The 22,815-nt window shown below is 56.9% G+C and carries 14 protein-coding genes; 11 read left to right on the forward strand and 3 right to left on the reverse strand.

From position 1 onward, the window contains the following. Positions 1-6 precede the first annotated feature (6 nt). Positions 7-1,260: a CapA family protein gene (locus AB4Z43_RS00860; RefSeq protein ID WP_441935357.1), complete on the forward strand. Its 1,254-nt coding sequence runs from the start codon at positions 7-9 to the stop codon at positions 1,258-1,260. A 16-nt stretch (positions 1,261-1,276) separates the two neighbouring features. Here AB4Z43_RS00860 and AB4Z43_RS00865 read toward each other — a convergent pair whose 3' ends face one another. Beyond that, complete coding sequence (locus tag AB4Z43_RS00865) at positions 1,277-1,786, reverse strand: helix-turn-helix domain-containing protein (protein ID WP_441935358.1); 510 nt, start codon at positions 1,784-1,786, stop codon at positions 1,277-1,279. A gap of 41 nt (positions 1,787-1,827) precedes the next feature. Here AB4Z43_RS00865 and AB4Z43_RS00870 point away from each other — a divergent pair, with 41 nt between their 5' ends. From AB4Z43_RS00870 to AB4Z43_RS00915, 10 genes are all read left to right on the forward strand, one after another. Continuing rightward, entirely contained in the window at positions 1,828-2,190 is a 363-nt protein-coding gene (locus tag AB4Z43_RS00870; RefSeq protein WP_441935359.1) for a helix-turn-helix domain-containing protein, read from the forward strand. A 1,039-nt stretch (positions 2,191-3,229) separates the two neighbouring features. Next, positions 3,230-3,376: a hypothetical protein gene (locus AB4Z43_RS00875; RefSeq protein WP_179298263.1), complete on the forward strand. Its 147-nt coding sequence runs from the start codon at positions 3,230-3,232 to the stop codon at positions 3,374-3,376. Positions 3,377-3,421: 45 nt separating this feature from the next. After that, positions 3,422-3,865 (forward strand): hypothetical protein, encoded by a 444-nt coding sequence (locus AB4Z43_RS00880; protein WP_441935360.1) that lies wholly within the window; start codon positions 3,422-3,424, stop codon positions 3,863-3,865. 86 nt (positions 3,866-3,951) lie between these two features. After that, positions 3,952-4,611 (forward strand): DUF4145 domain-containing protein, encoded by a 660-nt coding sequence (locus AB4Z43_RS00885; protein WP_441935361.1) that lies wholly within the window; start codon positions 3,952-3,954, stop codon positions 4,609-4,611. Positions 4,612-5,345: 734 nt separating this feature from the next. After that, a complete protein-coding gene (locus tag AB4Z43_RS00890) occupies positions 5,346-7,220 on the forward strand; it encodes a DUF7380 domain-containing protein (RefSeq protein WP_441935362.1) in 1,875 nt (624 codons plus the stop codon). Positions 7,221-8,146: 926 nt separating this feature from the next. After that, entirely contained in the window at positions 8,147-9,790 is a 1,644-nt protein-coding gene (locus AB4Z43_RS00895) for an Eco57I restriction-modification methylase domain-containing protein (RefSeq protein WP_441935363.1), read from the forward strand. Positions 9,791-9,799: 9 nt separating this feature from the next. Further along, the gene (locus tag AB4Z43_RS00900) at positions 9,800-12,484 is read left to right on the forward strand and encodes a hypothetical protein (protein ID WP_441935364.1); all 2,685 of its coding nucleotides are present in this window, start codon (positions 9,800-9,802) and stop codon (positions 12,482-12,484) included. After that, positions 12,481-16,923 carry a DEAD/DEAH box helicase family protein gene (locus AB4Z43_RS00905; RefSeq protein ID WP_441935365.1) on the forward strand — a complete coding sequence of 1,481 codons (4,443 nt, stop codon included), beginning with the start codon at positions 12,481-12,483 and terminating at the stop codon, positions 16,921-16,923. Before AB4Z43_RS00900 ends, AB4Z43_RS00905 begins: the two co-directional genes overlap by 4 nt. A gap of 5 nt (positions 16,924-16,928) precedes the next feature. Continuing rightward, positions 16,929-19,166, forward strand: a complete 2,238-nt coding sequence (locus AB4Z43_RS00910; protein ID WP_441935366.1) for a hypothetical protein — start codon at positions 16,929-16,931, stop codon at positions 19,164-19,166. Beyond that, positions 19,147-20,010, forward strand: coding sequence for a phospholipase D-like domain-containing protein (locus AB4Z43_RS00915; RefSeq protein WP_441935367.1), 864 nt, complete (start codon positions 19,147-19,149; stop codon positions 20,008-20,010). The genes AB4Z43_RS00910 and AB4Z43_RS00915 overlap by 20 nt, the downstream gene beginning before the upstream one ends. A gap of 139 nt (positions 20,011-20,149) precedes the next feature. Here the strand turns inward: AB4Z43_RS00915 and AB4Z43_RS00920 are convergent, their stop codons facing one another. Next, positions 20,150-21,562: a hypothetical protein gene (locus AB4Z43_RS00920; protein WP_441935368.1), complete on the reverse strand. Its 1,413-nt coding sequence runs from the start codon at positions 21,560-21,562 to the stop codon at positions 20,150-20,152. Next, positions 21,552-22,757: an MFS transporter gene (locus AB4Z43_RS00925; protein ID WP_441935369.1), complete on the reverse strand. Its 1,206-nt coding sequence runs from the start codon at positions 22,755-22,757 to the stop codon at positions 21,552-21,554. The genes AB4Z43_RS00920 and AB4Z43_RS00925 overlap by 11 nt, the downstream gene beginning before the upstream one ends. Between the last annotated feature and the right edge of the window lie 58 nt (positions 22,758-22,815).

Consider the following 22,815-nt stretch of genomic DNA (forward strand, 5'->3'; position numbering starts at 1 on the left):
AGTTCCATGAAAGACCAGTTCTGCGCGGTCGTTACCGGCCAATCCCTGATCAGGCACGACATCCGTGACGTCAAAGACGAACGCTTCATCGCGGTTACGGACTTCCTGCGCCAAGGCGACGTCGTCTTCACGAACTTCGAGTCGACGATCTTCGGCAAGCACGGCGGGTGGCCGACCAAGGGCAAATACTTCGGATATTCCAGGGCTGAAGTGCTCGACGCATTGCAGGGCATCGGTTTCAACGCGCTTGCGCTCGCGAACAACCACGCCTTCGATCTCGGTGCCGGCGGCATCCTCTCGACGCTGGAGGAAGTGGAAGCGCGGGGATTCCTCCATGCCGGCATCGGGGCCGACGAGACGAATGCGAGGAAACCGGGCCGCCGCCGGCTGGGCGCGCGCGAGGTCGCGCTTCTCGCGCTGGATGCAGGCCCAGGCCCGACCAACATGTATGCCGAAGACCGCACGGCCTTCCGGCCGGCTCGGCCCGGCGTCAATCGTCTGAACTCCGTTCGCAAGATGGAGGTGCCGGACGGACATTTCAGCAGACTGGCAAGACTGGGCGCTCATTTGCAAAGCTCGCCCTTTGAACTGGCCAACTATGCGCAACCGGAGGACCCCGTAGAGGTGTCGGCCGGCAACGAGATCAATTTCTACGGCACGGTGTTCACGCAAGCCGCCGATTTCGGCCGTCTGATCGAAGTCGATCAGCACAGCGCGAGTGTCCATCTGTCCGCCATCCAGCACGCAGCAGCGCAAGGCGATTTCGTCATCGCCTATCTGCACCACCATCATTGGGAACCAGGTTGGCAGGACGTGCCGCGCTGGGTGCAGACCTTTGCCAGGATGTGCATCGACGCCGGCGCGAACCTCTTCGTCAGCCACGGCGCGCCGGTGCTGCAGGCGGTGGAAATCTACAATGGCTCGCCGATCTTCTACGGCCTCGGAAACTTCCTCTTCCACGTCCATCCCGAAGAAAACGAATGGGACCCACCGGAAGTCTGGCAAAGCATCGTCGCCGCATGCCGCTATGATGCGGGCGGAACCCTAGCGGGGATAGATCTTCTGCCCGTCGCGATCGGCGCGGAAGCTCAGTCTCGCGGATCAGCAACGGGCAGACTGGTGCCCGTAGCTGTCACGGGAAGCGCAGCGCGAGACATCCTCGAGGGATTCGCGACCCGCTCGCGGGCGTTCGACGTCGAAATCGAAGTGTCCTCGGATTGCGGCCGCATCGCCCTGCCCGCTGCACGAAAATTCGGCTGACGGACCCGACGAGCGGTCAGCCGATCTTGCAGTCGGCCGGCGGGGATTCGCCGGCCGTCTCGCTGTCCGCCTTTGTGTCCAGCAGGGCCAGTTCTTCTCCTAATGCTGAGATCAGAGACGAAACGCGACCGCGCACACGCGGCGGAAGATTCACCAGCCCATCAATCAGGCGCCGCCCTTCCGCGCTGGCAATGAAATCCAGGCGCTCATCCACCGGCAGGGGCCGCGCGTCGACGTGGGCCTCATCGTTCCCCGGCAGTCCTTCGAAGAAGCGGCCGACAGGAACGCCGAGCGAGCTGGCGATCTCGTAGAGCATCGACGCGCTCACGCGATTGCGCGCGTTCTCGTATTTCTGGAGCTGCTGGAAGCTGATGCCTATCGATCGGGCAAGCTGGGCCTGCGAGACGTCCGACTGGACGCGAACGGTCGCAATCTGCCTGCCGACATGCTGATCGGCGGGATGAGGGTCACTGTCGATCTTTGGCTTCGGCCCCGTCCGAAGGAGGACAGAGCGTTGCGGTTTCAACAAGGCCTTTCGATGCTCCACTCGTCAGCCGGCTAGAGAGTTTGTCTCATCGCTCCGGGTTTTCGCGTCGATGTTATCTGAAAGCCGAATCGCCATTTAATGTACCTTATCGGGTGGAAAATGACCCTATTGGTGGCAAAGAAAATCTCCCTGCCGATTGTGGACTCATGGTCAGTCCACGACAGATTCGAGCCGCTCGGGCTTTGCTTGGTTGGTCGCAGCAGGAGCTTGCTGACAAGGCAATTGTATCGCTGAATGCGCTGGTCCGGTTGGAAAACGGCAAGGTGGATTCCCGGATCAGCACTTTGCAGGCCATTGAAGCGGCCCTGACAAAAGCGGGCGTCGAATTCCTGTCCGTAGGGCAGAGAGGTGAAGGTGTCCGGCTCTTAAATCCTCGGGCTTGATAGTGAATTTGGCGGTATGATTTCTGTTTGATGCGGTTGCTCGATTGGCAGCCTCGCGTTTGGTCCGGCAAATGTTGCGGAGTAGCCAATTCCCTATCTGCGCGAACCACCTTCCTATCTGCGCGATCCGAGCCTGCCTGATGGGTTGCCAGATCGTCATGGGCGCACCAGCACACAACTTGGTCGCAGACGGATATCCAATCGTTCCGATGAGTCTGCTCCAGGCGCTGCTGCTGACGGCACACCCATTCAGTCTTTTCATGAGCCTGCCGACATCCCCACCACGCGCTACTGCAGGACCAACTGATCGGCTCGCGCCCAGATCGCTGTAAGCAAACGCGCTTAGGCTTGGTCTCGCAGCTGCAATTGTCGTTCCCAGAGTTGCTCTCCTGCGGGTGACGAGAGACAAAGTCGTGGTATTGTCGGAATCAGCCATGATCCGAGCTCCAGACAGCTTGGGTTGTGGCTAGGCCGAACGACGTGTTGGAGCACGACGTTCGGCCACGAAGAGCGAACCACATTACGTACATACCGTACATTACGGACACTGCCATTGTCAAACGTTCCTGATCCTCTCGACAACAAAACTGAACGCTTCGAGTTGCGGCTCTCGACCGACTTACTTGCTCGCGTAGACGAATGGCGTCGCGCTCAGCCAGATCTTCCCACCAGATCGGAAGCGTTCCGGCGATTGGTGGAGGCTGGTCTAGCTTCAAAATAGGTTGCGGCTTGGTAGAAACATCTCGAGTGCGCTTGGCGAGCAGAATATAACTCGTCTGGCCATTGCTAAGCGAGTAGCGGTTGACCACTGGCAGTCTGTTGATAGCAATGCAGGGCGCAAAGAATACTCGGCTGGAGCCAAGCTGAGCCGGCCGAAGCTGTAGCACGGTTTGCGTGCTCGAAAGCCGGGCTGAAACTGCACGTATCGAGTTGACGGGTCGTATACCGCTGACGGCTTGCAGGGTCCCAACCAGTAGCCTAGCGGTCAGGTAGGAAGTACATTGCTCATTCGCGAATCGTCGCGACGGAGAGCACTCCCATGTCAACTGGTAAAACCCAGCCGGTCCATCCAATCAGCCAGAAACCGGTCCATATCGAAGAAAAGGGCCTGAGCAGCGCGAACCTGCAAACAGCCTTGCAGCAACAGCCGGCGTCTACCGCCACAAGCCAACAGCCGAAGAAGTAGCTAGTGCCTACTTGGTGGACAGAGGTTGTTCCCACGGTAGCCTTATTGATTTCTGCTGGCGCGTTGATTTTTAACGCACTCAATGTCGGAGCGTCAGCCAAATCCAAGGACCTGGAGTGGYTGTTCCGTTATCTTGCGGACATGCGCGGTATGGAAGGTAAGCTTCTATCCAGCGCCACCGAAAGTGAACGACAGAGTACCTTTGTCGAATTCGCCAACTATCTTGAAGTGTGCTGCTACGCTCACAACAAGAGTCTTTTTCCCAAACTTACCAAGGCCATGGTCACCGACAATTTGGTGAACTCAATCGCCATCATTGAGAATTCGACCTACGCCGCTTCCTTTGAACGATTGCTTACGTCATCGCAAACTTTCGACAGCCTGGCCACGTTTAGGCGACGGCATCGGAAGCCGATTTCTCATGCTCAACTGGCGATCAAAAGCGCTGCGCCTGAGATCGAAGATGTCCCCTCCCGGTCGGATGCCTGATGCCCATAGACCGCGCCCTTTGGAAGAGACCGCTGTCTAAGAACTATGCGCCAGCATGGCCTTGCCCGTCATGCCGCGACGGAAAAATGCGCCTGAAACGCGAGACGCTACACTATGAGGAAACGGCTGAATCGCGAGCGAGGCACGGCGAAGAGGGCTTTGACGAAGTACTAATCGACCTGGCCTTTTCGGCTATGTTGGAGTGCGTCAACTGCAAGGACAAGGTGGCGTGCTGCGGTAATGGAGGTTACGCGCCGGATCAATATCAAGATGAGAGCGGCGACCTCAACATGGATTACAGAGAAGAATTCTACGTGAGGTACTTCTCTAAGGCCATGAGGATTTTCTCTGTGCCTGCGAAATGCCCGAAGAGTGTAAAGAGGAGTATAGAGAAGTCGTTTAACGTCTTTTTCTGTGACCCGGGGGCAGCTTCGAATCACGTGAGACAAACCGCAGAAGAAATATTGACAAATTCTGGCATATCCGCAGCGGATGCGAAAGGAAAATTCGTTCCACTGGGAACTCGTATCGTTTCGTTCAAGACAATTGACAAGGATAACGCCGATCGCGTCGATGCTCTACGATGGATAGGTAATTTCGGAAGTCATCCCGAGAATATTACCGTTAATGACGTATTTAACGCTTATGATATTTTGGAGATTCTTCTTGAAGACCTCTATGTTGGACATCAGAAATCAGTTCGTAACTTGGTGGATAAGATAAATACGGCAAAGCGCCCAAGTTGAGTGCAGACGATGAGGGCTTTGAGCCCGCCCAGGGGTACATCCGTCATCGGGTCCCCCGGTCGACCTTCTTGCAAATGGTGTCGATAAAAAAGGCGAAGCTTGCGACTTCGCCTTTTCGTCTCGGTTCGAACCACGCGCCTCGCCAGTCCCTGCCGGCGACATAGCATGCGCTGGCTTTCAGCCCATGTGAAATACGACCAGAAGGACTGTACCTCAGAGGCACAGTTCTAACAGGACTAGGATGGCGCGCATGGGTGCTCCTAGCCGGCAGGCTGCAATCGGCTTCGCCAGTCTCGCCAACGTGCTTCTAGATGCTCGTAGCGGCGACGATGCTGGACCAGCCTTGTCCATTGCCTAGCATCTTCATGATCCCAGCGTTGCGCCGTTCGTCTTGCTGTCGGCCCCTGTAGCGGCCTTCGGTCTGAGCCCTGGCTATGCCTTGCGCCTGTCGGCGGCGACGGTCGATGTAGTCTTACCTACGGCAGTGGCGAGAACGTCTAGGATCATGGCGTTTCATCGCATCGAACAGGCGCGTGGTGAAATCGTCCTGATCGGCCTTGGCCATCATCCATGAAGTCGGAAGGTCCAGCGCGACGACCTTAGCCTTGCGCCTGGCGATCAGCCTTTTCAAGCTTTCCCCACCGACCTACGGAAATTTCGCGGCTCAAAGATAAACTTCCGCACAACAGGTGTGCTAGTACGGTTGGTGACGCTTTTAAGAAGGTCTATACCAAATGACTCATGCGGAACGCGCAGAGAAAAGAGAAATTCCCGGCGTTACTTTTGCGGTCCCTTTAGATGCATTTCAGCGCGAGGCCGTGAAAAGCGCGATCGCTGCAACGGCCGTGGTTGACAGTACGGACATCTACGGTCGCATTCGTGAAGCGATTGCCGCCGCCAAGGCAGCCGGGGAAGCTGACAGCTTGTCGGCGTTAGAGGTGCTTGGGCAAATTTCAAGTTACCATTTCGTGCCAGACGATCGAATTGAGCCGTTTCGCCCTTTGGCAATCATGCACGGACGCAGGTCGCCAATCCCGGCCGATCTCCCATCCGATCAGATCACGATACTGGCAGAGTTGGTGCCCGAAATCGGTCACCTCGCCTTTCGAGCAAGAGTCGCTGATGTTTGCTGGTTGCTGAACAAGAAGGACGCGGTCTCGGGTCTGCGAGCCGTCGCATCATATGTCGAATGCGTCACGTTGGTGCTGAACGGCGAAGCCAAATTCGACTTCGATGAAAGCAACCCCGCTAGTGTGCCGGCCGCTGAGTATCTGACGCGGGCAACAATCATTGCACGATCAATGGGATGGAAGCGAAGTGAATTCGACCCGTTGCGAAAGATCATTGCTGACGTGTCGCAACTTGCTCTAGATGCCGATGACGGATGGGGCTTCATTCACATTGGTCCTATCAACCTAAGCAATCACGTTTGGGAATTGGTCCAGACAGCACAGGCAGCTGAAATTCTCGCGGCAAGCGCCAAGCTTGGTGGTAATCACCCGGCCCGCCGATCTCTATGGGAACTTGCGGGTCGCGCCTACCTAAGCGCCAAAGATGCCGAAAACAGCAATCGATGTTTGGTCGAAGCAGCCGAGACATACGCTGCGGATGCTGAGGCGCGACAAGATTCGGCCGCCGTGCAAGTGCATTTCCTCAACGATGCGATTCAAGCATTAAGACCCATCCCGGGGACTGTCGATCGACGGCGGGCTTTGCAAGACCGATTGAGTGCGATCCAGCCTCGTATAATGGACGAAATGTCCAGCTTCTCACATCAAACCAACATTACAGAACTTGTGGAAGCGGCCGAAGCTGACGTCCGCGGCAAGCCGCTCGCGCAAGCCATTCGTAAGCTTCTTATGTGCGAGGACTCACCCGATCCTGACAAGCTGCGCGACCAAGTTCTGAAAGCAAGCCATGGAGGCCTAGCCGCGATATTCTCAACGTCCGTGAGCGACAGCCAAGGCCGAACTCGCTTCATTGCACCTGGTCTCGATCTCAACGGTCCGCCAGACGAAAATCAGGTCCGGTTCATGATCAATCAGCATGACCGAATTCGTCGTAGCCTTGTTGTTGCGGGAAGAATTCATCCTATCCGGCGGGTCCTTTGGGAGGAGCATTCCGTTTCTGTGGACACGCTGTTGCCGCTGATGCGGGCAAGTCCCTTCGTCCCACCTCGCCACGAGTATACCTTTGCAATCGGTGCTGCCAAGTTCGTCGGCGGCGACGAACTCGAAGCCGCGCATTTAATCCTGCCGCAACTGGAGAACTCACTTCGCTACATCCTCAGTTCGTCGGGTGTAGAAACCAATCGCATCAATCAGGATGGCACACAGGAAGAGGCCATGCTTAGCCGTCTGCTAGGGGATTTCCGGGAGCCCCTTTTGCAGCTCATGCCTGCCGCCCTGGTTGAGGAGATAGACCTTTTGTTCAATTTTCGTGGCGGACCTGCGATACGCCATGAACTTGCGCACGGGAAAATGACCGATGGCGAGTTCTGGAGCCCGGACGTGACCTATTCAACATGGTTGGTCCTGCACATCGTCATTTTGCCAACCTTGAGTTTCTGGGACGATGTTGCGGCCGAAATGATGCGTCGTGGTCGATAATGACGGTTCCTCACTGCGCGCCTTTGCTCTGGAATTTGCTCGCTCTGAATAGCTAAGCTGTTGAAATTCTATAGCAATCAAATCGCGACTGGCGGAGCTCTCTCCGCCAGTTGCTCGGCCAACAAGCTGAAATAATTAACAAATTTCTTCGGTAACGAAGGTCAACCCACGTATTGCCCCACATTTTTGATGGCTTGCGTCGGCTTTGTGTGGGTGCCGCTGGACGTTGGACTGTAAACATGCCGCTCAATTCGAATTACGGCTTTGCGCGCTATTGTACACTTCGTCGTGTAGCGACGCGAACGTCCGTTCAGGGCAGCGAGCGGCGCAATAGCCGCTACGTCGAGGTCCGAAGGTTGACCGCGATCATGTTCCACATGGCGACGAAACCGACGTCCAAGGCCGAAGGCAAGTGCATCTGCAAGTTGGAGTCCTGGCATTTCTTGCGATGGCGCGCTCAGCACTCCGCCACCGATCAACCAAGGCGCGCTCTCACTTGCGTCGATCTCGATGCCGGAGCGCGGACGATCCTGGTCGATCGCAAGTGCGGGCTTTCCCTCGGGGTGCTGCACCAGGCGGTCCGAACCGCGGCTCGGTCCTGCGGAGCTCTACGAAGCAGGATGGCCCCTGACCAGTGAGTGGGACATCCCACGCGAAAGTGCTAGTCTTTTGCTTCCGCATCGTCTTCAGGAACCCAAACCATGACCCATTTATTGCAGTCGATCTTAAGTCAAACTTAGCCGAAACTAATTAAATGCCGAGGCGAAACCCTTGTGGTGAGCGTTTGTCGCCGCGGGACTGGCTGAAACCTCTGCCTTTCACGGATGACGCCTATCGTCGCAAGGATTTCGATTGCATCGACACGCGCTATTGGCGAGTAATACGCACAAAATCGAGGCAGCCGGTCTAGGGTTAGGGGCATATCAATGGAGGGGAGAGTCGACAGCGATGTCGCGACCGACCGGCCGTGGCAGGCGGGCCTCTGCCAATTTTTCACTCGGGACAAGGTGGCGACTCTATGCCTACGCCATATCAGCTTTYCGGAAGATCCTCTGGCACTACGCCTGCTGGAGCCAGCTGCCGGGCAAGGCGCCTTCATTCTTCCCCTGCTGCGTGCTCTGGTCGAAGCCTGCTGCAAACAAGGGAAATCCTACGACCAGCTTTGCCCCGTTATCCGCGCGTACGAGATCGATCCCGATGTTGCGGCGACATTGCGCGATCGGTGTGCCGAAGAACTGAATGAGCTTGGCGTTGCAGAACCGACGGCGCGCGGTATCGCCCGCGCCTGGATAAAGAACGAGGACTTCTTAGAAGCCCGTCCCCGTACCTGCTTCACCCACATCGTCGGCAATCCTCCATATATCCGCTGGGACGCCATCCCTGCGCCGCTACGCGCCTCGTATCGAGAGCGGTTTTCCTCGTTCAAGCAGCGGGCAGACCTATATATCGCGTTCATCGAGCGCTCGCTTGAATTGCTCGAGCCAGGCGGCCAGCTTGCCTTTCTGTGCCCCGGCACCTGGACGAGAAATGTCTATGGCGGTTCCATCAGGGAAGCTTTCACCTCCCTGGGACATCTAAAGGCGATTGTAGATTTCAGTGACGTCGATAGCTTCGAGACTCCCGCTGACGCCTATCCCCACTTTTTCGTCTTCGAGCACGGCACATCCGGCTCGACAAAGATATCGTCGATGGCCGGGACTGATACGATCATTCGGTCAGGTAGCTCGGCCGTTCGGACGTTCGCACCTTCTTCATCGCCGCTCCTTCTCAGTCGCGATGCCGCTGCTGAAAAAACGCTGGAATTCGCACGCCGAACATTTCCTAGAATTGAAGATGCAGGATGCGTCATTCGCGTAGGCTCTGCCACAGGATGCAACGAAGTCTTCCTCGGCCCGACTGAGAAGTTACCCGTCGAGCGCAGCCGGACGCTGCCCTTTGTAAATGCGCGATCCATCCAGGATGGAAGAGTCCACTGGAGCGGTACGAGCATCGTCAATGTGTTCGATGCCAACGGGAAGGTGGTCAAGCTTGCCGATTACCCTCGGATGGCGGCCTATCTCCGGAAACATAAGAAGCCACTGCAATCGCGGGCCAAGGCTAGTACATCAAAAACGTGGTGGCGGTCGATCGATAGCCTTCATCCCGATTGGTATGCGTCGCCCAAGCTGCTGGTCGTAGACGTCTCCGCCTCACCGGTAATCGGGATCGACACGGTCGGCTATTGTGCGGGAAGCGGCGTTTACCAGATCAAGAGCATCAGCTGGCCCCTAGAGGACCTTCTCGTTTTTCTTTCAGCTGGAGTACTTGGGTTATTTGTGAAAGCGCTGTCCACCGGAGCCGCCACCGGTTTCCACCGTTTTCAAAAGAGCCAACTCTCGGCGGTGCACATTCCACGCTGGGAAGAGATTGAGCCAAGCTGGAAGAAAAGATTCAGGGAGGCTCGTCGGGCTAAGAACTGGGCACGCATTTTGGACCTGGTGGCCGAGCTGTACCAGTGTGAGGCCGGGCTGCTTGCGGGTTACGTTGCCCGCGACTGGGCTGGCATCTCCTCGAAGCTCACAGGGCGATAGAGATTGCCCATGCGCCAGACACCTTGGAACGATAGAATTGCTGAGCGCCAGACGCCCTGGAATGAACGAATTGCCGAGGCTGCCGCATCAAAGCAAGAGCGCGCTAGGCAGCTTCTCGTTCAAATGAAAGAGCGCCAATCTCAAAACGCGCAAGCGGAGCCGCCTCCGGTCGCTACTCAGTTCGGAGCTGTGAATATTGGAGATAGGATCGATCGCCTGGAGGACAGTGACCTCAGCGTCATTACGTCCAACCCTTCGCGGAGTTTGGTCGAATATTCAGAACTTCTCGACACTGTCGTCTCGAGTGACCAGAAACTTCATACCGCGCTTTTCTGGCCCCATATTCCTCCTCGAGCGATACTGCCATGGATGTTGCGCGAAGTTGGCCGAGGGAAGGCTGCTCCGCCTTTGCGGACACTTTTCTTGAATATGGGGCGCCCGGCTCTTCAGGCGGTTGCCGGCATCGAGGCTCAAACCTCGAAACTGCATGCGCGAGGTCTTTTTCGAAGCGGGGCAAATGCGGACAACGTTCTGGGCGCGATCAGCCCCGACGCGCATTTCTATATGTTTCTAGGGGACACGCGGGAAAGCGGCATTGCCTCCGTCCCGTTGATTTCGATTGTCCCCCACTCTGTCGCATTGAATGATGGGATTTACTGGAGAGATTTTGACGAAAAGACATTGAAGGGCTTCAAACGGCTTTATCCGGCAGACCGGCTCAACTCGATCCGTAAGCATTTGAACGTACTGGCGTCGGCAGAGCGCAGTCCGGCGTTCGCGTTCATGCTGCCGTCCCATTTTCCGGACGCAGATCGAAAACGTGCATTGCGGCAGTTACCTGGCCGTATCGATTTAGCCATCGTCGACTTGTCGACCCATGCCCTTCGCAGCCGCGATGCAAGCTCCTTGATCCGAATGCTGGTGACGGAGCTTGAACAGGAATTACGTTCACCCCCCAGCCACACGCTGATCGTCACCGATTGTCCGTTGCGGTTTTCATTCATACGCCACTCGCTCAAGGGACGTCCGGACTCTGGCAGCCTGGGTGTCAGAAGCGAAAACCATCGTCTGATTTGGCCAACGCGCGGGCGGGGCTTTGAAGAACCACAGCCCCGAGCGGCCGCGACGCGACCGATTGTCGAAACAATCGCTTCCAACGAATGCATCATTGCGACGCGGTTATGGAACCATGCACGAGAGCTGGATGGAGGCAATCCACTTGTGTCGGTACTTGACCAGGGCGCTGCGGCGCTCAAGGGCATGGGCCTGACAGCTTCCGGAGCAGATGCCATCCTGGCCCCCTACACAGATACGCGCGACGCCTACCATCGCATAAAGCGCGAGCGTCATTCCTTTGACCCTCATCACAACAAAGCCTTGGCGCTGATCGGTGAAGGGCACGCCGGGCCACGGCGTACCGCGATCCAGTCGGATCTCGCTGAAGCATTGGAGCTGGCGGCGACACTTCGCGTTGCCACACCGCTCATGCGCTACCTCAAGCGCATTTTGACAGAAATCGATAAGAACAATGATGTGCTAATCGTGCTGCGCCATCCTGAGGACGCACAACTGGCTAGTGACCTCCTGTTGGATTTTCTTACAGAGCCGGGATCGTTTGTGGCGGCCGTTCCTGAACTACGCGTGACGACGCCCGGCAACTATCCTGCTGAACTTGAACGCAGGTTGCCCACTGCAGTGATTTGGGGCGCTTCGGCCATCCTGGGCGCGCGTGCGTATGTGGGCGATAGCTTCTGTCCAGCCGAATTTCGGCTTGTCGTCGCCGGGCATGATGCGCTGACCCTGAAACGTACGCTGAGCGCAGTCCCCGAGGGGCCTGAGTACTCAGCTTACAGCGAACGAACGGAGCTGCTGCTGAAAGCGTTGCCTTGGGTAGCTAAGGATATGGGCCGGCTATCAGCCGCCCTTGGTTTGGATGCAGACCGTTCCCGTGCAGCCCTGCCCTTCGTCGGCCAAGGCTACTTGCTCCTGGATGGCTATGGCAAAATCGCCGCGGGGCCAAGATCGCAATTTTACGTCCTTGATCCTGTTACTCATCAATTGGCCCCTCGCGAGGCCCGCGCCATTGATAGTGGTGACGCCGTGTTCGTGATGTCGGACATAATCCGGGAAGAGATCGAGGCGGCGTTGCGCGAAAAGAACGAGAAAGGCCGGACGCTCGAACAGGCGCTGGTCGATCAGTACAAAGCAACCGTGAAAAAGGGCATTGAAGACCTATCCAAGCAATATGGGTCCAAAATGCTTGGACAACGGATTCATGGGATGCTCTTTGCTCAAAATCCTGGCCTGCCTACCATCAGCAAAGCCTCAGTTGAATACTGGTTGCAAGCCGCTGAACGGTACGAGGTCGACACGCCACACGCCGCAATTGATCCGGTCCATATTGAGGCATTTTTACGTCTCATGGGTGCCGGCATTTTGGCACAGCCGCTCGCTGATGCCGTCCGAATCGTACGCAGCGATCTTCGCCGCGACGGACAAACCAATCGTGGGCTCTTTGACAGGCTCCTCCTCGACACCGATAGCTTGATGAGGGGGCCGAATGCATCATTCGAGAAATTACGCGCTGTACGTCGTGACGCACTGGCCAGCGTCTACCCTGTAATCGAGAAACACCTTGACCCGCCGAGCGCTTCCAATGCCAACGCCGTTCGTCTTGAGGCGGCAGCCCGATGACACAGCTTCTCTACCCAGACAACAATGACATATCCCACACCACAAAAGAGGCTGTTGCCTCCGCGATCTTGCATACCGTCTATGATCGCTTGCGAGGCGCCGGCCCTACCGGCCACATAATTTATCGCGAGAAACCGTCAAAAGTCATTCATACGCAGCATTTGCTGCCACGCAGGCGTCCTTCAGAGACTGCTGCCACCTACGAGGAAAAAGATGACGTTACGTCTCCGGCTCACATCGGCACAGCCGGACTGACGTTTCAGATCGCGGATCGGAAGGACAAGGCGATAACAGTTGGCTTACGCGCGTGCATTTACCTTCGCATGCTGCCGTCGACGCATGACCTGTCCTCGTCGAACGTGGTTTTCCGGTTGGCTAAAAATGCTCGCTCGATCATTCTCAGGCATAGGCGTGAAGCGCTCCGCCGGGCAGAAGAAGACAACAAAGCAATACTAGGCGATGAGGGCCGCAAGAGCCCCGCATGGCTTCACATCAAAAATCGCGTTACCGAGGAGGCGGAAAATGCTGCGCTGCTCGAACTTGGGATTGCGCCTGCGGTCCTGCGTTCCCCGGCGCGCGAAGACGCGCTCGTCTCTATCCTATCGGAAGAGGACGAAGCACCTGGCTCAGACGATCCTGCTGTCAACGACGATCCGGAGGCTGCTGAGGCGAATTCATCCGATGAGCATTCCGGTGATACGTTGCCTGATGCTGCAATTGACACGATCAATGCCGATGGGCGAGGCCCGGCCACGGCGGACAGCGACACGCTGAAAGCGTTTGAGTTCAAGGTTGGGCCTGGAGCAACCGATGCACCCCCGGATGCGCTAATTGAGCGTGAGCATATTCCGCAAAAATGGCTGCGCCTTCCGCTCGAGCTCGGCTCGTTTCGTATCGACCTTTCATTGAGCCGCGAAGCAGTCGATCGATCCCTTGCGGAATTCAACGCCCAGATGCAGCGGCGCGTGGAGAGCGCGATTGATGCGTGGGAGGCCGATGACAACGCCGAGACCGGTGGGCTGGTTTGGGGGTTTCCGGCCGGCAGAGCCATGCACAGCCGCACTATCGTCCCGGCGGAGGTTGTTGCTTGGGACCAAACATTGGCCACGCTGCGGACCAATCGTCGAGTTGCAAGGCCGACTGTTCTTCCCGTACTGGAATATGAAAATCTGGAAGATCCCCTTCATCCGGACGAGCGGACCGTCCGGATTATTCTCGTAAACGAATCCGACCTTATCGACGCAAAGCAAGCAGCAGCACGTGAGTCCGATGCGACGTTGTACCAGGTCGAAATATCGGCCGAGTTCGATCCTGACTTGCATCGTCCTATCCACCTGGAGCGGATTACACCGTCGTACCGTTACAATCAGCATCTGTCGTATGACGCCTTAGGGATCAATTGCGGTGTCCGTCGGCGAGGACTCGTCGATGCGCGTATCCTCGAGACCACCTCACTGCCAATTTATTGCCAACCGCTTATCCGGCAATTTGACATCACACCCGGGCCTGACTTTGCCGCTCTCGGCTCGGACGACGGTGGCCTTGCTGTCCTCAGGAGCCTCCTGAAAGCTTTTGATGATTGGCTCGCTTCCGTTGTGGCATCCCGACCCTACGAACAGTCCCTAGATCCCATCGCAGATGCCGACGACTACGCCCGCGAGAAGCGGCAGTTTGAGGAAGTCGATTTGCGCGGATGGCAGGCAGAAAGGGAAGCCATCGCGCGTGGACTCGCCATCCTTGAGAGAGCTTTTCAGGCGCAATCCAGCGGCAAAACTTATGACGATCCGGACGTATTGCCGCTGACTGCTTGGCGATTCACAAACCACACCTTCGGTGAATTCTGGAGAAGAAAGAACAAGAGTGTCACGGGATGGCGCTTGTTCCAGGTCGCATTCATCCTTTCCCAGCTTCCGGCCGTAGTTTCGCGCGTCCATGCATGGAAGAATTCCCCTGCGCAAACCGCCGACGACGACCGCGAGGCGACGCTTCTCTATTTCTCGACCGGCGGTGGAAAATCGGAAAGCTTTTTTGGCTTGTTGGTATTTTGCCTTGCGTTTGACAGGCTACGGGGAAAGGCGCGCGGGATAAGTGCGCTTGTTCGGTATCCGCTGCGCCTATTGACGAGTCAACAGGCGCAACGCCTTGCGCAGGTCTTGGCAGCCGCCTATCAGGTTAAGTGGACCTGGACGAAAGAAGGATTTGATTTCAAGGGCAACGGTTTCGAGATCGGCTTCTGGGTCGGGGGCGGCAACACGCCTAATAATCGAAATGACCGTGGCGTATCTGAAATACCGGTGCTTGCCAAAGACTGGGATGAGTTGGCGGCGCGTCACGGCGACTATGCCGTCTATCTAAAGAAATGGCGTCGGCTGGCGACCTGCCCATATTGCACCGGCAGTCTCGTCGATGCGGAAGGAAAGCGTTCCTCATCGGTGGGTCTTCGACGCTTTCACGAGGGCCCGCCGCAGGAGGAGCGGCTAGCTCATTGTTGCTTCAACAAGGATTGCGAGTGGAACCGCCGAAATCCAAACGACGGCAAGCCGTCCCCCTTGCCAATCCACATTATGGATTCCGACATTTACGCGCATGCGCCTGCCATTCTGCTCGGTACGGTCGATAAGCTCGCATTGATCGGACAAAGCGCCCGTACGCTTGTCCGGGTTCTTGGAATGTTTGGCTATCCTGCGTGGCACCATGTTGAGTCAGGCCGGTTCGTTTCTCCCTACACCCGCGAACAATTTCGAAAAGGACCTGAGCTCCATGGTTGCGAGGCGGTCTTTCCGTTCTATTCGAACGGCAAGAAGCTCCTTTTCGACCCTTACCCGCTTTTGGAAGTCCAGGACGAGGCCCATCTGCTGGACGAGTCCCTCGGCACATTCTCGGGTCTCTTTGAGACAACCTTCCATCACGCTCTTCGCATGTTGGCGCCACTCCTCGGCGATCAGGTTATCACCGAACACGGCGCGGCCCGTCCGCCCAGAATCATCGCGGCCTCAGCCACAGTCTCTGAACCGGCGCGCCAGATCGATCAAATTTATCAGCGGCAAGTTCGTCTGTTCCCCCAGCCGGGACCAGACCTCTACGAAAGCTTCTATGCAAGGTTGCAGCGGCCGCAAAGTGGCGATCTTGCACGCGATGGCAGCAACAATGTCGAGCACCGAACACCGACAAGACGGCGCTACGTCTCGCTAATGACAAACGGGCGGACACACACCGCCGCAACCGTGGCGGTTCTGTCCGCGTTTCATCTAACGATCACGCAGCTTCTGAAGTCATTCATCGAAGGTGATGACCAGGTACGTTGGGCTGTGCGTCGCGCGCTTGCTGAGGCTCTTCCCTCAGACATTTTCTGGCAAGGCCATCGCGACTGTCTGCTGGACAGGGGCGTTGAGCATGCTCACGTTGCATATGTCGTCGACCTTAATCGCATCGCGTTGCTTTATGTCACGAACAAGAAAGGCGGCGACAACGTCAAGGCAGCCCTCCAGGACGTAATTCGACGGGACCACCGGCTGTCCGGCATCGATGATATCCCAGGTGTCCGCACGGCTTTGATTACTGGTGCAATCGATGCGGGTCTGATCGGCTCAATCGTGACGGAAGCGGCCCAAAAGCCTCCCGTCGGAACGCCTTTCAGTTTCAGCGCGCTCCAGAACTCTCTCCGCGGTGTGATCGCAACGTCAGCAATCTCGCACGGCGTCGACGTTGACGAATTCAACATAATGTTTTTTGCCGGGCAGCCGCCGGACATCGCTGAATATATCCAGGCGTCGTCGCGTGTCGGACGCGCGCATGTCGGCACGAGCATCCTGATACCAACGCCGCAGCAGCGTCGCGACCGGTACATTGTCGAGATACACGACATCTTCCACCGCTTCCTCGAACGCATGATCGACGCAGCACCGGTTGAGCGTTGGGCCGAGAATGCGATCACGCGAACGCTTGCGTCGTTCTTACAGCTCAAGCTGTGCGGCGTGGACTACATCCGAAACATGAACCGTGCGGGTTCGGCAGCGGACAAGGCTGTGCTCGCTGAGCCGGATAACGTGGGAGAAATCGGCGAACGATCGCGTACGGATCATATCAACCTGCTGAACGAGCTCCGCGACTTCGTCGTGGATGGCATTGGTCTCTATCACGCGACATCTCCCGTTAATAAGGACTTTTACAAGCAGCGTATCCACGATCTCTTTGATCGGGCCACAACGGCAATGGAACAATCCAACTGGAAGACCGAGACACTTGGAATGTTCTTCAGACAGCCTGGCGCGCCATTGTCTCGGCCAATGACGAGCCTACGAGATGTCAGCGAGGCTGGCCTGATTGAAGGCGGTATTGGAACAGGTTCCGACCGTATCGGTCTAAGCAATCTTGGCCGTGTGATGTCCGCGCTCATGCGGGGAAACAACAGTTGGACGGCCGGAGAGACCGGGGAGTAGGCGTTATGGCAAGACAACCCAGTCAGCCGAACAACGAGGCAGACGCCAAAGGCCCCTCCATGAGTCGTTCACAGGCTCAGATTGCCATGAGTTATGCGCCAGGGCAGCACTTCACCTTTGAAGGCGCTGCGGGGGCATGCCAAGCGATGCCTTCGCCCAACGCGACGCCGGCTCGGCTTGATCCGATGACGCGGGTTCAGATTGAAATGCGCATCGATGAAGCGGCGCGTGCGTGGTTCGACAAGGCTATCGCTTGTCGCCAAAACGATACCAATGTCCCCCCTCCATTTGCCGATTTCTGTGTTGATGTGTCGTTGCTGGATTCAGCTCGAACACAATACTCCTTCCGACCGCAGGTATTTGCCTATTTTCGGCCGGATCGGATGGGATATCTGCCGCGCCCCACGACATTGATATGCAGCGAGTGCGGATTGATCGAAGCAACGGACAATCCCAGGCAGATGGGAGAGCGCCTCTCGGTCCTTAGTCAGGCCTGCGCGCACCCGAAGCGCCCGAATGATCCGACGCGCTGCTCATGGGGCCAACTCGATGTGATCTTTGCCCATTGGTCGGGATCCTGGAAGGCCGCCAGCCCGAACATGACGGTCTACGACCAAGCATCACGCCGCCCGATCAAGAGATATGCGGTTTGCGGAAAATGCGGTACCCGCCAGTTCGTGCTCAACAAGGACCAAGTCGCCCTGTCGAATTGGTCGTTCTCCTGCGCGAATTGCGGAACGAAGCACCCTGACCCCTGGATTGAGAAATGCGACGAGACGCTTGGCCGGATCGCCGCCACGATCGGACCGGGCGGAAATATCGTCGGTGAAGCGTCGATGGAGAAAATCAACTACGCCGCATCATCGGCCTATTTCGTAAAATCCGACACCTTCATTACCTTTCCGGAAAATTCCGGAATTGAAGCTTTGGAACCCGGACAAGGCCACCTTCTTGCCGGCGTAATCGAACGCATTGTTGGGCTAGAGGGACCGCCGCTCAGTGATACGGAGGTCACAGCACAACTCCAGTCCAAAGATCGGCCAATCGAAGCAAGAGAGTTCGATGAGATATTGGAAGGGCTGCAACTCGCCATCGACAATCAAAACATGATCGTCACCAATTTAATGACCAAAATGAAGGCCGAGCGGCTTTCCAATTGGCAAAAGGCGGGTTGGCTCAAGCGCAATAGCGCTTTGCCGGCGAACATCCTGGCAAAGCTTCAGGAGAGGCACGAATGGACGGGCAAATATGATCCCTTCAGGCTCCTCGTCGAGCATGAGGCGCTCTTCAGGACCAAACTGCGCGGCGAGATCGTCGGAGGGCGCGCGAGCTATGTCGACTTCACGAACCCCGACGAATGGCTTGTGACACCGAATTCGCCGCAGCGTATGACGATGATATCGACAGCCGAAGAGGCCACGAGGTTCTTGGGCGTTGAACGTGCTGGGCTCATAAGCAAATTCGATCTGTGCAAGTTCAGCTACGGATTTTCACGCGTCGGAAACGGTCCCAAAATCCACAAGCATGGCAGGATGATGCCCGTGCGCTTGAACCTGTTTCCTAGGGTTCGAGTGGAACAGGAGGCGCGTCATCCGGTTTACGTTTTGGAGCAATCGAACGAAGCCTTCTATTTCAAGCTGAATGAAGCCTTGGTTCGCGCATGGCTTTCGCAGGCCGCATTGGGCTGTGTTGATATTGGGCTTCTTGCCGAGCACCCAGATAATTTTGCTGCTGCCATGCTGGGTTCGGCTGCGGTGATGAACGGATACCTTGAGGAGCATGACCGTGACTCGAATCCCACGATCTACACAATGACCTACGCGCTGCTGCACTCCTATTCTCACTACATTATGCAGGGGATCCAGCAATTCTCCGGTCTCGATCTAGGGTCGATCGGCGAGTATTTGTTCCCCTGCGATCTGGGTTTCGTGGTCTACCGCAACGGGATGACGCTCGACCTTGGCGACTTGTCGGCGTTGTGGCGCAACCACCACGAGGCGTTTCTATCCTACCTCAGAAATTTTCCGACATCGTTGGGATGCAATCTTGGAAATCTTTGCATGACAAAGGGCGGCGCTTGCCCGGATTGCATTATGATTCCGGAAGTCATCTGCCTCACGGCCAATAAGTACCTGAGCCGCTCGACGCTGATCGGTCGCGGAAGGCCGGATTTCATCGTCGGTGAAGCCCAAATCAGAGGTTACCTTCAATTCGCATTAGACCATGCCAGATCGAAACAATGAAGCTGATATCGATGTGCTTCTTAACGGGCTTTCACCGCTAGCCCGCCAAGCATCTCGGATACTCGCATATCTGGCTGAATTCCCAGACGGTCTGGGCGGTTCCGATGTCGCGCTTTCGTCGCGCGTCGGCGAGGTGTCGGCCGAACATGTGGCCATAGCACGTCGGTCTCTTTTGGCTGCGGGCCTTGCTATGCAGGTAGATTTTTCCACGAAGCTCATCGCAACCCGGGAAACACTAAGAAATCTGGTTCAGAACCTGAAGGGCATCGAAGGGTATTTGCGCTCTCACAAGGATCGAAACGTGGTCGAGCTTGTACTTACCGAGCCTGGGGCAAAGAGCACCCTTAGGAAAGCCATTGATACTCTGCCCGGGCTATCGCCAATCATGTTCCAAACAAGCGACGTTTTCTTCCGCCTTGCGCGTGCCGCGAAGCGTGATCTCGTCGTCCTTGCTCCTTTCATTGACAATCAGGGGGCCGATCTTCTGGTGGAGTTGTTCTCGATCTGCCGGCCGGGCGTTCACTGTCATTTGGTGTGCCGTCCCCTGAACGAGCGCCAGTGTGGTGAGGCGTTTCTCCGACGTGCAGACGACTTCCGACGGATAGGCGTCTTAGTCTACGAGTATGCACTGCCGTCAACCCTGCCGTCCGGGCGGGAGACATTCCATGCAAAGGTCGTTCTTTCCGACGATGACTTGTTCTATGTGGGCTCGAGCAATTTCATGGGATCGGCGCTGGATCGGTCATTTGAATGCGGCGTCCTCGTTGAGGGCGGAGCAGCGAAAGAACTGTCTTCCGTTCTGGAGGCCGTGCGATCAATCGCCAAGCCGGTGCACCATTATTGACGACTAGGTCTCCTTTCGCCTCCGCCGAAGCATTTGTCTACTTTTGGTGCGGGTTCTGGATTGACTCGATGGCGAGTGACGCGAAGCAACCATTCGCAATCCGGCGCACATGCCGGCTGCTAGATCGCATAAAACCATTTCAGGAAAAAGCCCATTCCGCATCGGCCGGCGTGACCAACCCCTGCCGCAACCGTCTGTGAAGTTCATGCCACGACGGGTCCGACACGAAGCCTTTCATGCTTCCACATGCCTCGGCTAAGGAAATGTCGCCCAAACGGTCGATAAGATCACTCATCCCACCGTTCCTGCCATTTAGGAACAGCTCTAACGGATCATCATCACACTCAATGACCCGATGTCCCCAAGCACCCGGTACGTCGTCGGTTGCGAGAGCCTGCCGAAGATCGTCATCCACGCCCGCGGCCTCGAGCGCCCGGCAGACGACATAGCGCATCAGGGGGTAGTAGATCGGCTGATAGCTGCCTCCAAGCGCGCGCACGCCGGGCAGGATCGACAAAACCAGAAACATCAGCAGGAGATTCGGGACAAGGCTGCGGTTTGCCAGCCGCTCAAGGATGTCGAGGGCTGTGAAGCACGCCACCTTCACACCGGTCGCAGGATCGATGAGTTCCCTGGCGATCAGACGCAGCGGACGGCGTTTGCCATTTTCATTGAACCAGAAGAAATCAGTGCCGCGCGCGAGCCAGCCACTCCAGGGGCCGGACGCCAGCCCGTCGAGGCCGGCAAGAATATTGGAGGCGAACTTCGGGTCTTCCAGCAGTCTCATGCGTAGCCAGGAATTTTCGTCCGACAGATGGTCCGCCACCAGGTCGGCGATATCCTCGTCGTCGATCTGCAGGAAGGCAAAGCGGCCTCCGAACATTTTTGGCCAAAGGATGAGATTGGCTGCCTTGATGGCGTGCGCGGGCCGCTCGAATTGCGTCTTAGGCAGAAGGCTGCGAAGCAGCGCGAGCGCGTCTCCCCCAGTGTTTGGCTCCGTCGGTAACAATTCGAACTTATAGGGTCCCGGCCCGGCTAGCAGGCTGTATCCGATCATCCGGCTTCGGCTGAGGCCAAAGACGTTGACCGACTTCCCGTCAACGGTGAGCCAGCTTGGCCCCTTGCGCGGCTTTTCAACGAGATTCACCGTCGAAACGGCGTAGGAAACATAGGTCGAACAGCCATGCGCCGAGAGACCCAGGAGGCTGAAGATATGCGTGTAATAGGCTTCTGGCTCCGTAAGGAGAAACAAATGAGGGCCTGTCTGCAACACGCGGCGCCTTTCGAAATCCCTGCAGATTTCCGAGGCGGTATCGGCAGACAACCCGTTTCGTGTCGCTGCCCTCCTGATGATGTCGAGTAGTTTGGTGAAGGCTTGGAGCCGGATTTCTGGCATGGGACCCGAAGCCGGCGTCGTAAACAGGCGAAACGCATAATCGCGGATCGGCCGGGAATGATAAGGTTTCATCCAGGGGTAGAGTGCCTCCAGCGACCCCAGGACTGCCTGTTTCGCATCTGCACCTGCTGTTAGCTCTTCCACCTCACGATTCACCTTTTTCTTGTGGCTGACCGGCACCGAGGCTGAAACACAAAATACTGATGAGGAGCACCACTCCGAAGCTGAAGAAAATCGTCGAAGGAAATGCTCGATCTCCTACAGCGGCGCCAATGCCGAAGACGAGTAACCCGAGCGCCACGGCCACACTATGCATAATGCCTTTGGCCCGGCCCAACAGATAAACGGATACATCCGACTGCAATGTGACTTCAACGCTGACGCGTCCAAGGTTGTATAGAAATCCGAGCGCGGCAAAAAGGATCACTGTCCAAGGCGTGCGCAGATATGCCAGCGCCATGAGTACCAGGGCCGTTAAGCCCAAAAGCATGAGATGCCGCGCATGGGTACCCATCGCTCTTTCAACCCGGAACAGAGCGACCGTGCCGATCAGTGAGCCTGCCGACCATGCGGCCTCGAGGTAGCCGAAATCCACGGCAGTACCCTTCTGCTCCTGGAAGACGAAGCTCGATCCCATGACGCTGACGAGCACCGCGCTTGTATAGAGAAGCGCGTAGACGACGATGAGACGACGCAGGCTGGGATCGATTAGTGCTGCAGAGATCTTGGCGTTGCTGCCATCGCGCGAAACCGGTTCCAGCCGCATCAAGGCAAGGCAGCCCGCTGAAAACAGGAAGAAGGCAGCAAGAACGGTGAATGGCAAGGCTGGGGAGCGCTCATGCAGCAAAGGCCCTGCAAGCAGAGCTGCGTCGAGGTTGCCGAACTGCATGACGAAGAGGACGGCGGAATTCGAGGCTACGAGATCGCGGCCGTCAGCTATCACGGGGATCATTGATTGAGAGCTCGTAAGCGCGACACGGTCGCAAAACGAAAACAGGGCCGCCGACAGGCAGATAATCAGGAACACGTCCATGTAGAGGAGCGCGCAAGCGGTAGCCAGCATAACGACGAAGCGGCCGAGGTCTGCCGCAACGTTCAAGCATCGCCTGTCAAATCGATCCGCAGCTACGCCGGCCAGAGGGCTCGCGATGAATTCGACAATGCTTGCGATCGCAAGGAAGGTCGCCACGCCGGCAGTTCCGTACCCTCGCTCAACGAGGATCCAGGCGGATGCGATGTAGTAGCCGTTTCGGGCAACAGCCGCCGATAGCGTGCTGGCCAGGAATCCGAGGCAGGGATTGGACCGGTCGGCCCGTCCTTTGCCATGATGAATTCGAACCAGGTTTGACATGAGCGGCGTATCCGGGCTGATCGCCGATGGATACCTTCTTCCGCCAAGCCTGCTTTAC

It is taken from the genome of Mesorhizobium sp. 2RAF45 (assembly GCF_052115225.1).
GTDB classification, from domain to species: Bacteria; Pseudomonadota; Alphaproteobacteria; order Rhizobiales; family Rhizobiaceae; genus Mesorhizobium; species Mesorhizobium jarvisii.

Excerpts from the sequence above, each read along its gene's own strand:
- AB4Z43_RS00860 (WP_441935357.1), top strand. The coding sequence starts at position 7 with ATGAAAGACCAGTTCTGCGCGGTCGTTACCGGCCAATCCCTGATCAGG.
- AB4Z43_RS00875 (WP_179298263.1), top strand. The coding sequence starts at position 3,230 with ATGTCAACTGGTAAAACCCAGCCGGTCCATCCAATCAGCCAGAAACCG.
- AB4Z43_RS00885 (WP_441935361.1), top strand. The coding sequence starts at position 3,952 with ATGCGCCTGAAACGCGAGACGCTACACTATGAGGAAACGGCTGAATCG.
- AB4Z43_RS00890 (WP_441935362.1), top strand. The coding sequence starts at position 5,346 with ATGACTCATGCGGAACGCGCAGAGAAAAGAGAAATTCCCGGCGTTACT.
- AB4Z43_RS00900 (WP_441935364.1), top strand. The coding sequence starts at position 9,800 with ATGCGCCAGACACCTTGGAACGATAGAATTGCTGAGCGCCAGACGCCC.
- AB4Z43_RS00905 (WP_441935365.1), top strand. The coding sequence starts at position 12,481 with ATGACACAGCTTCTCTACCCAGACAACAATGACATATCCCACACCACA.
- AB4Z43_RS00910 (WP_441935366.1), top strand. The coding sequence starts at position 16,929 with ATGGCAAGACAACCCAGTCAGCCGAACAACGAGGCAGACGCCAAAGGC.
- AB4Z43_RS00915 (WP_441935367.1), top strand. The coding sequence starts at position 19,147 with ATGCCAGATCGAAACAATGAAGCTGATATCGATGTGCTTCTTAACGGG.
- AB4Z43_RS00925 (WP_441935369.1), bottom strand. The coding sequence starts at position 22,757 with ATGTCAAACCTGGTTCGAATTCATCATGGCAAAGGACGGGCCGACCGG.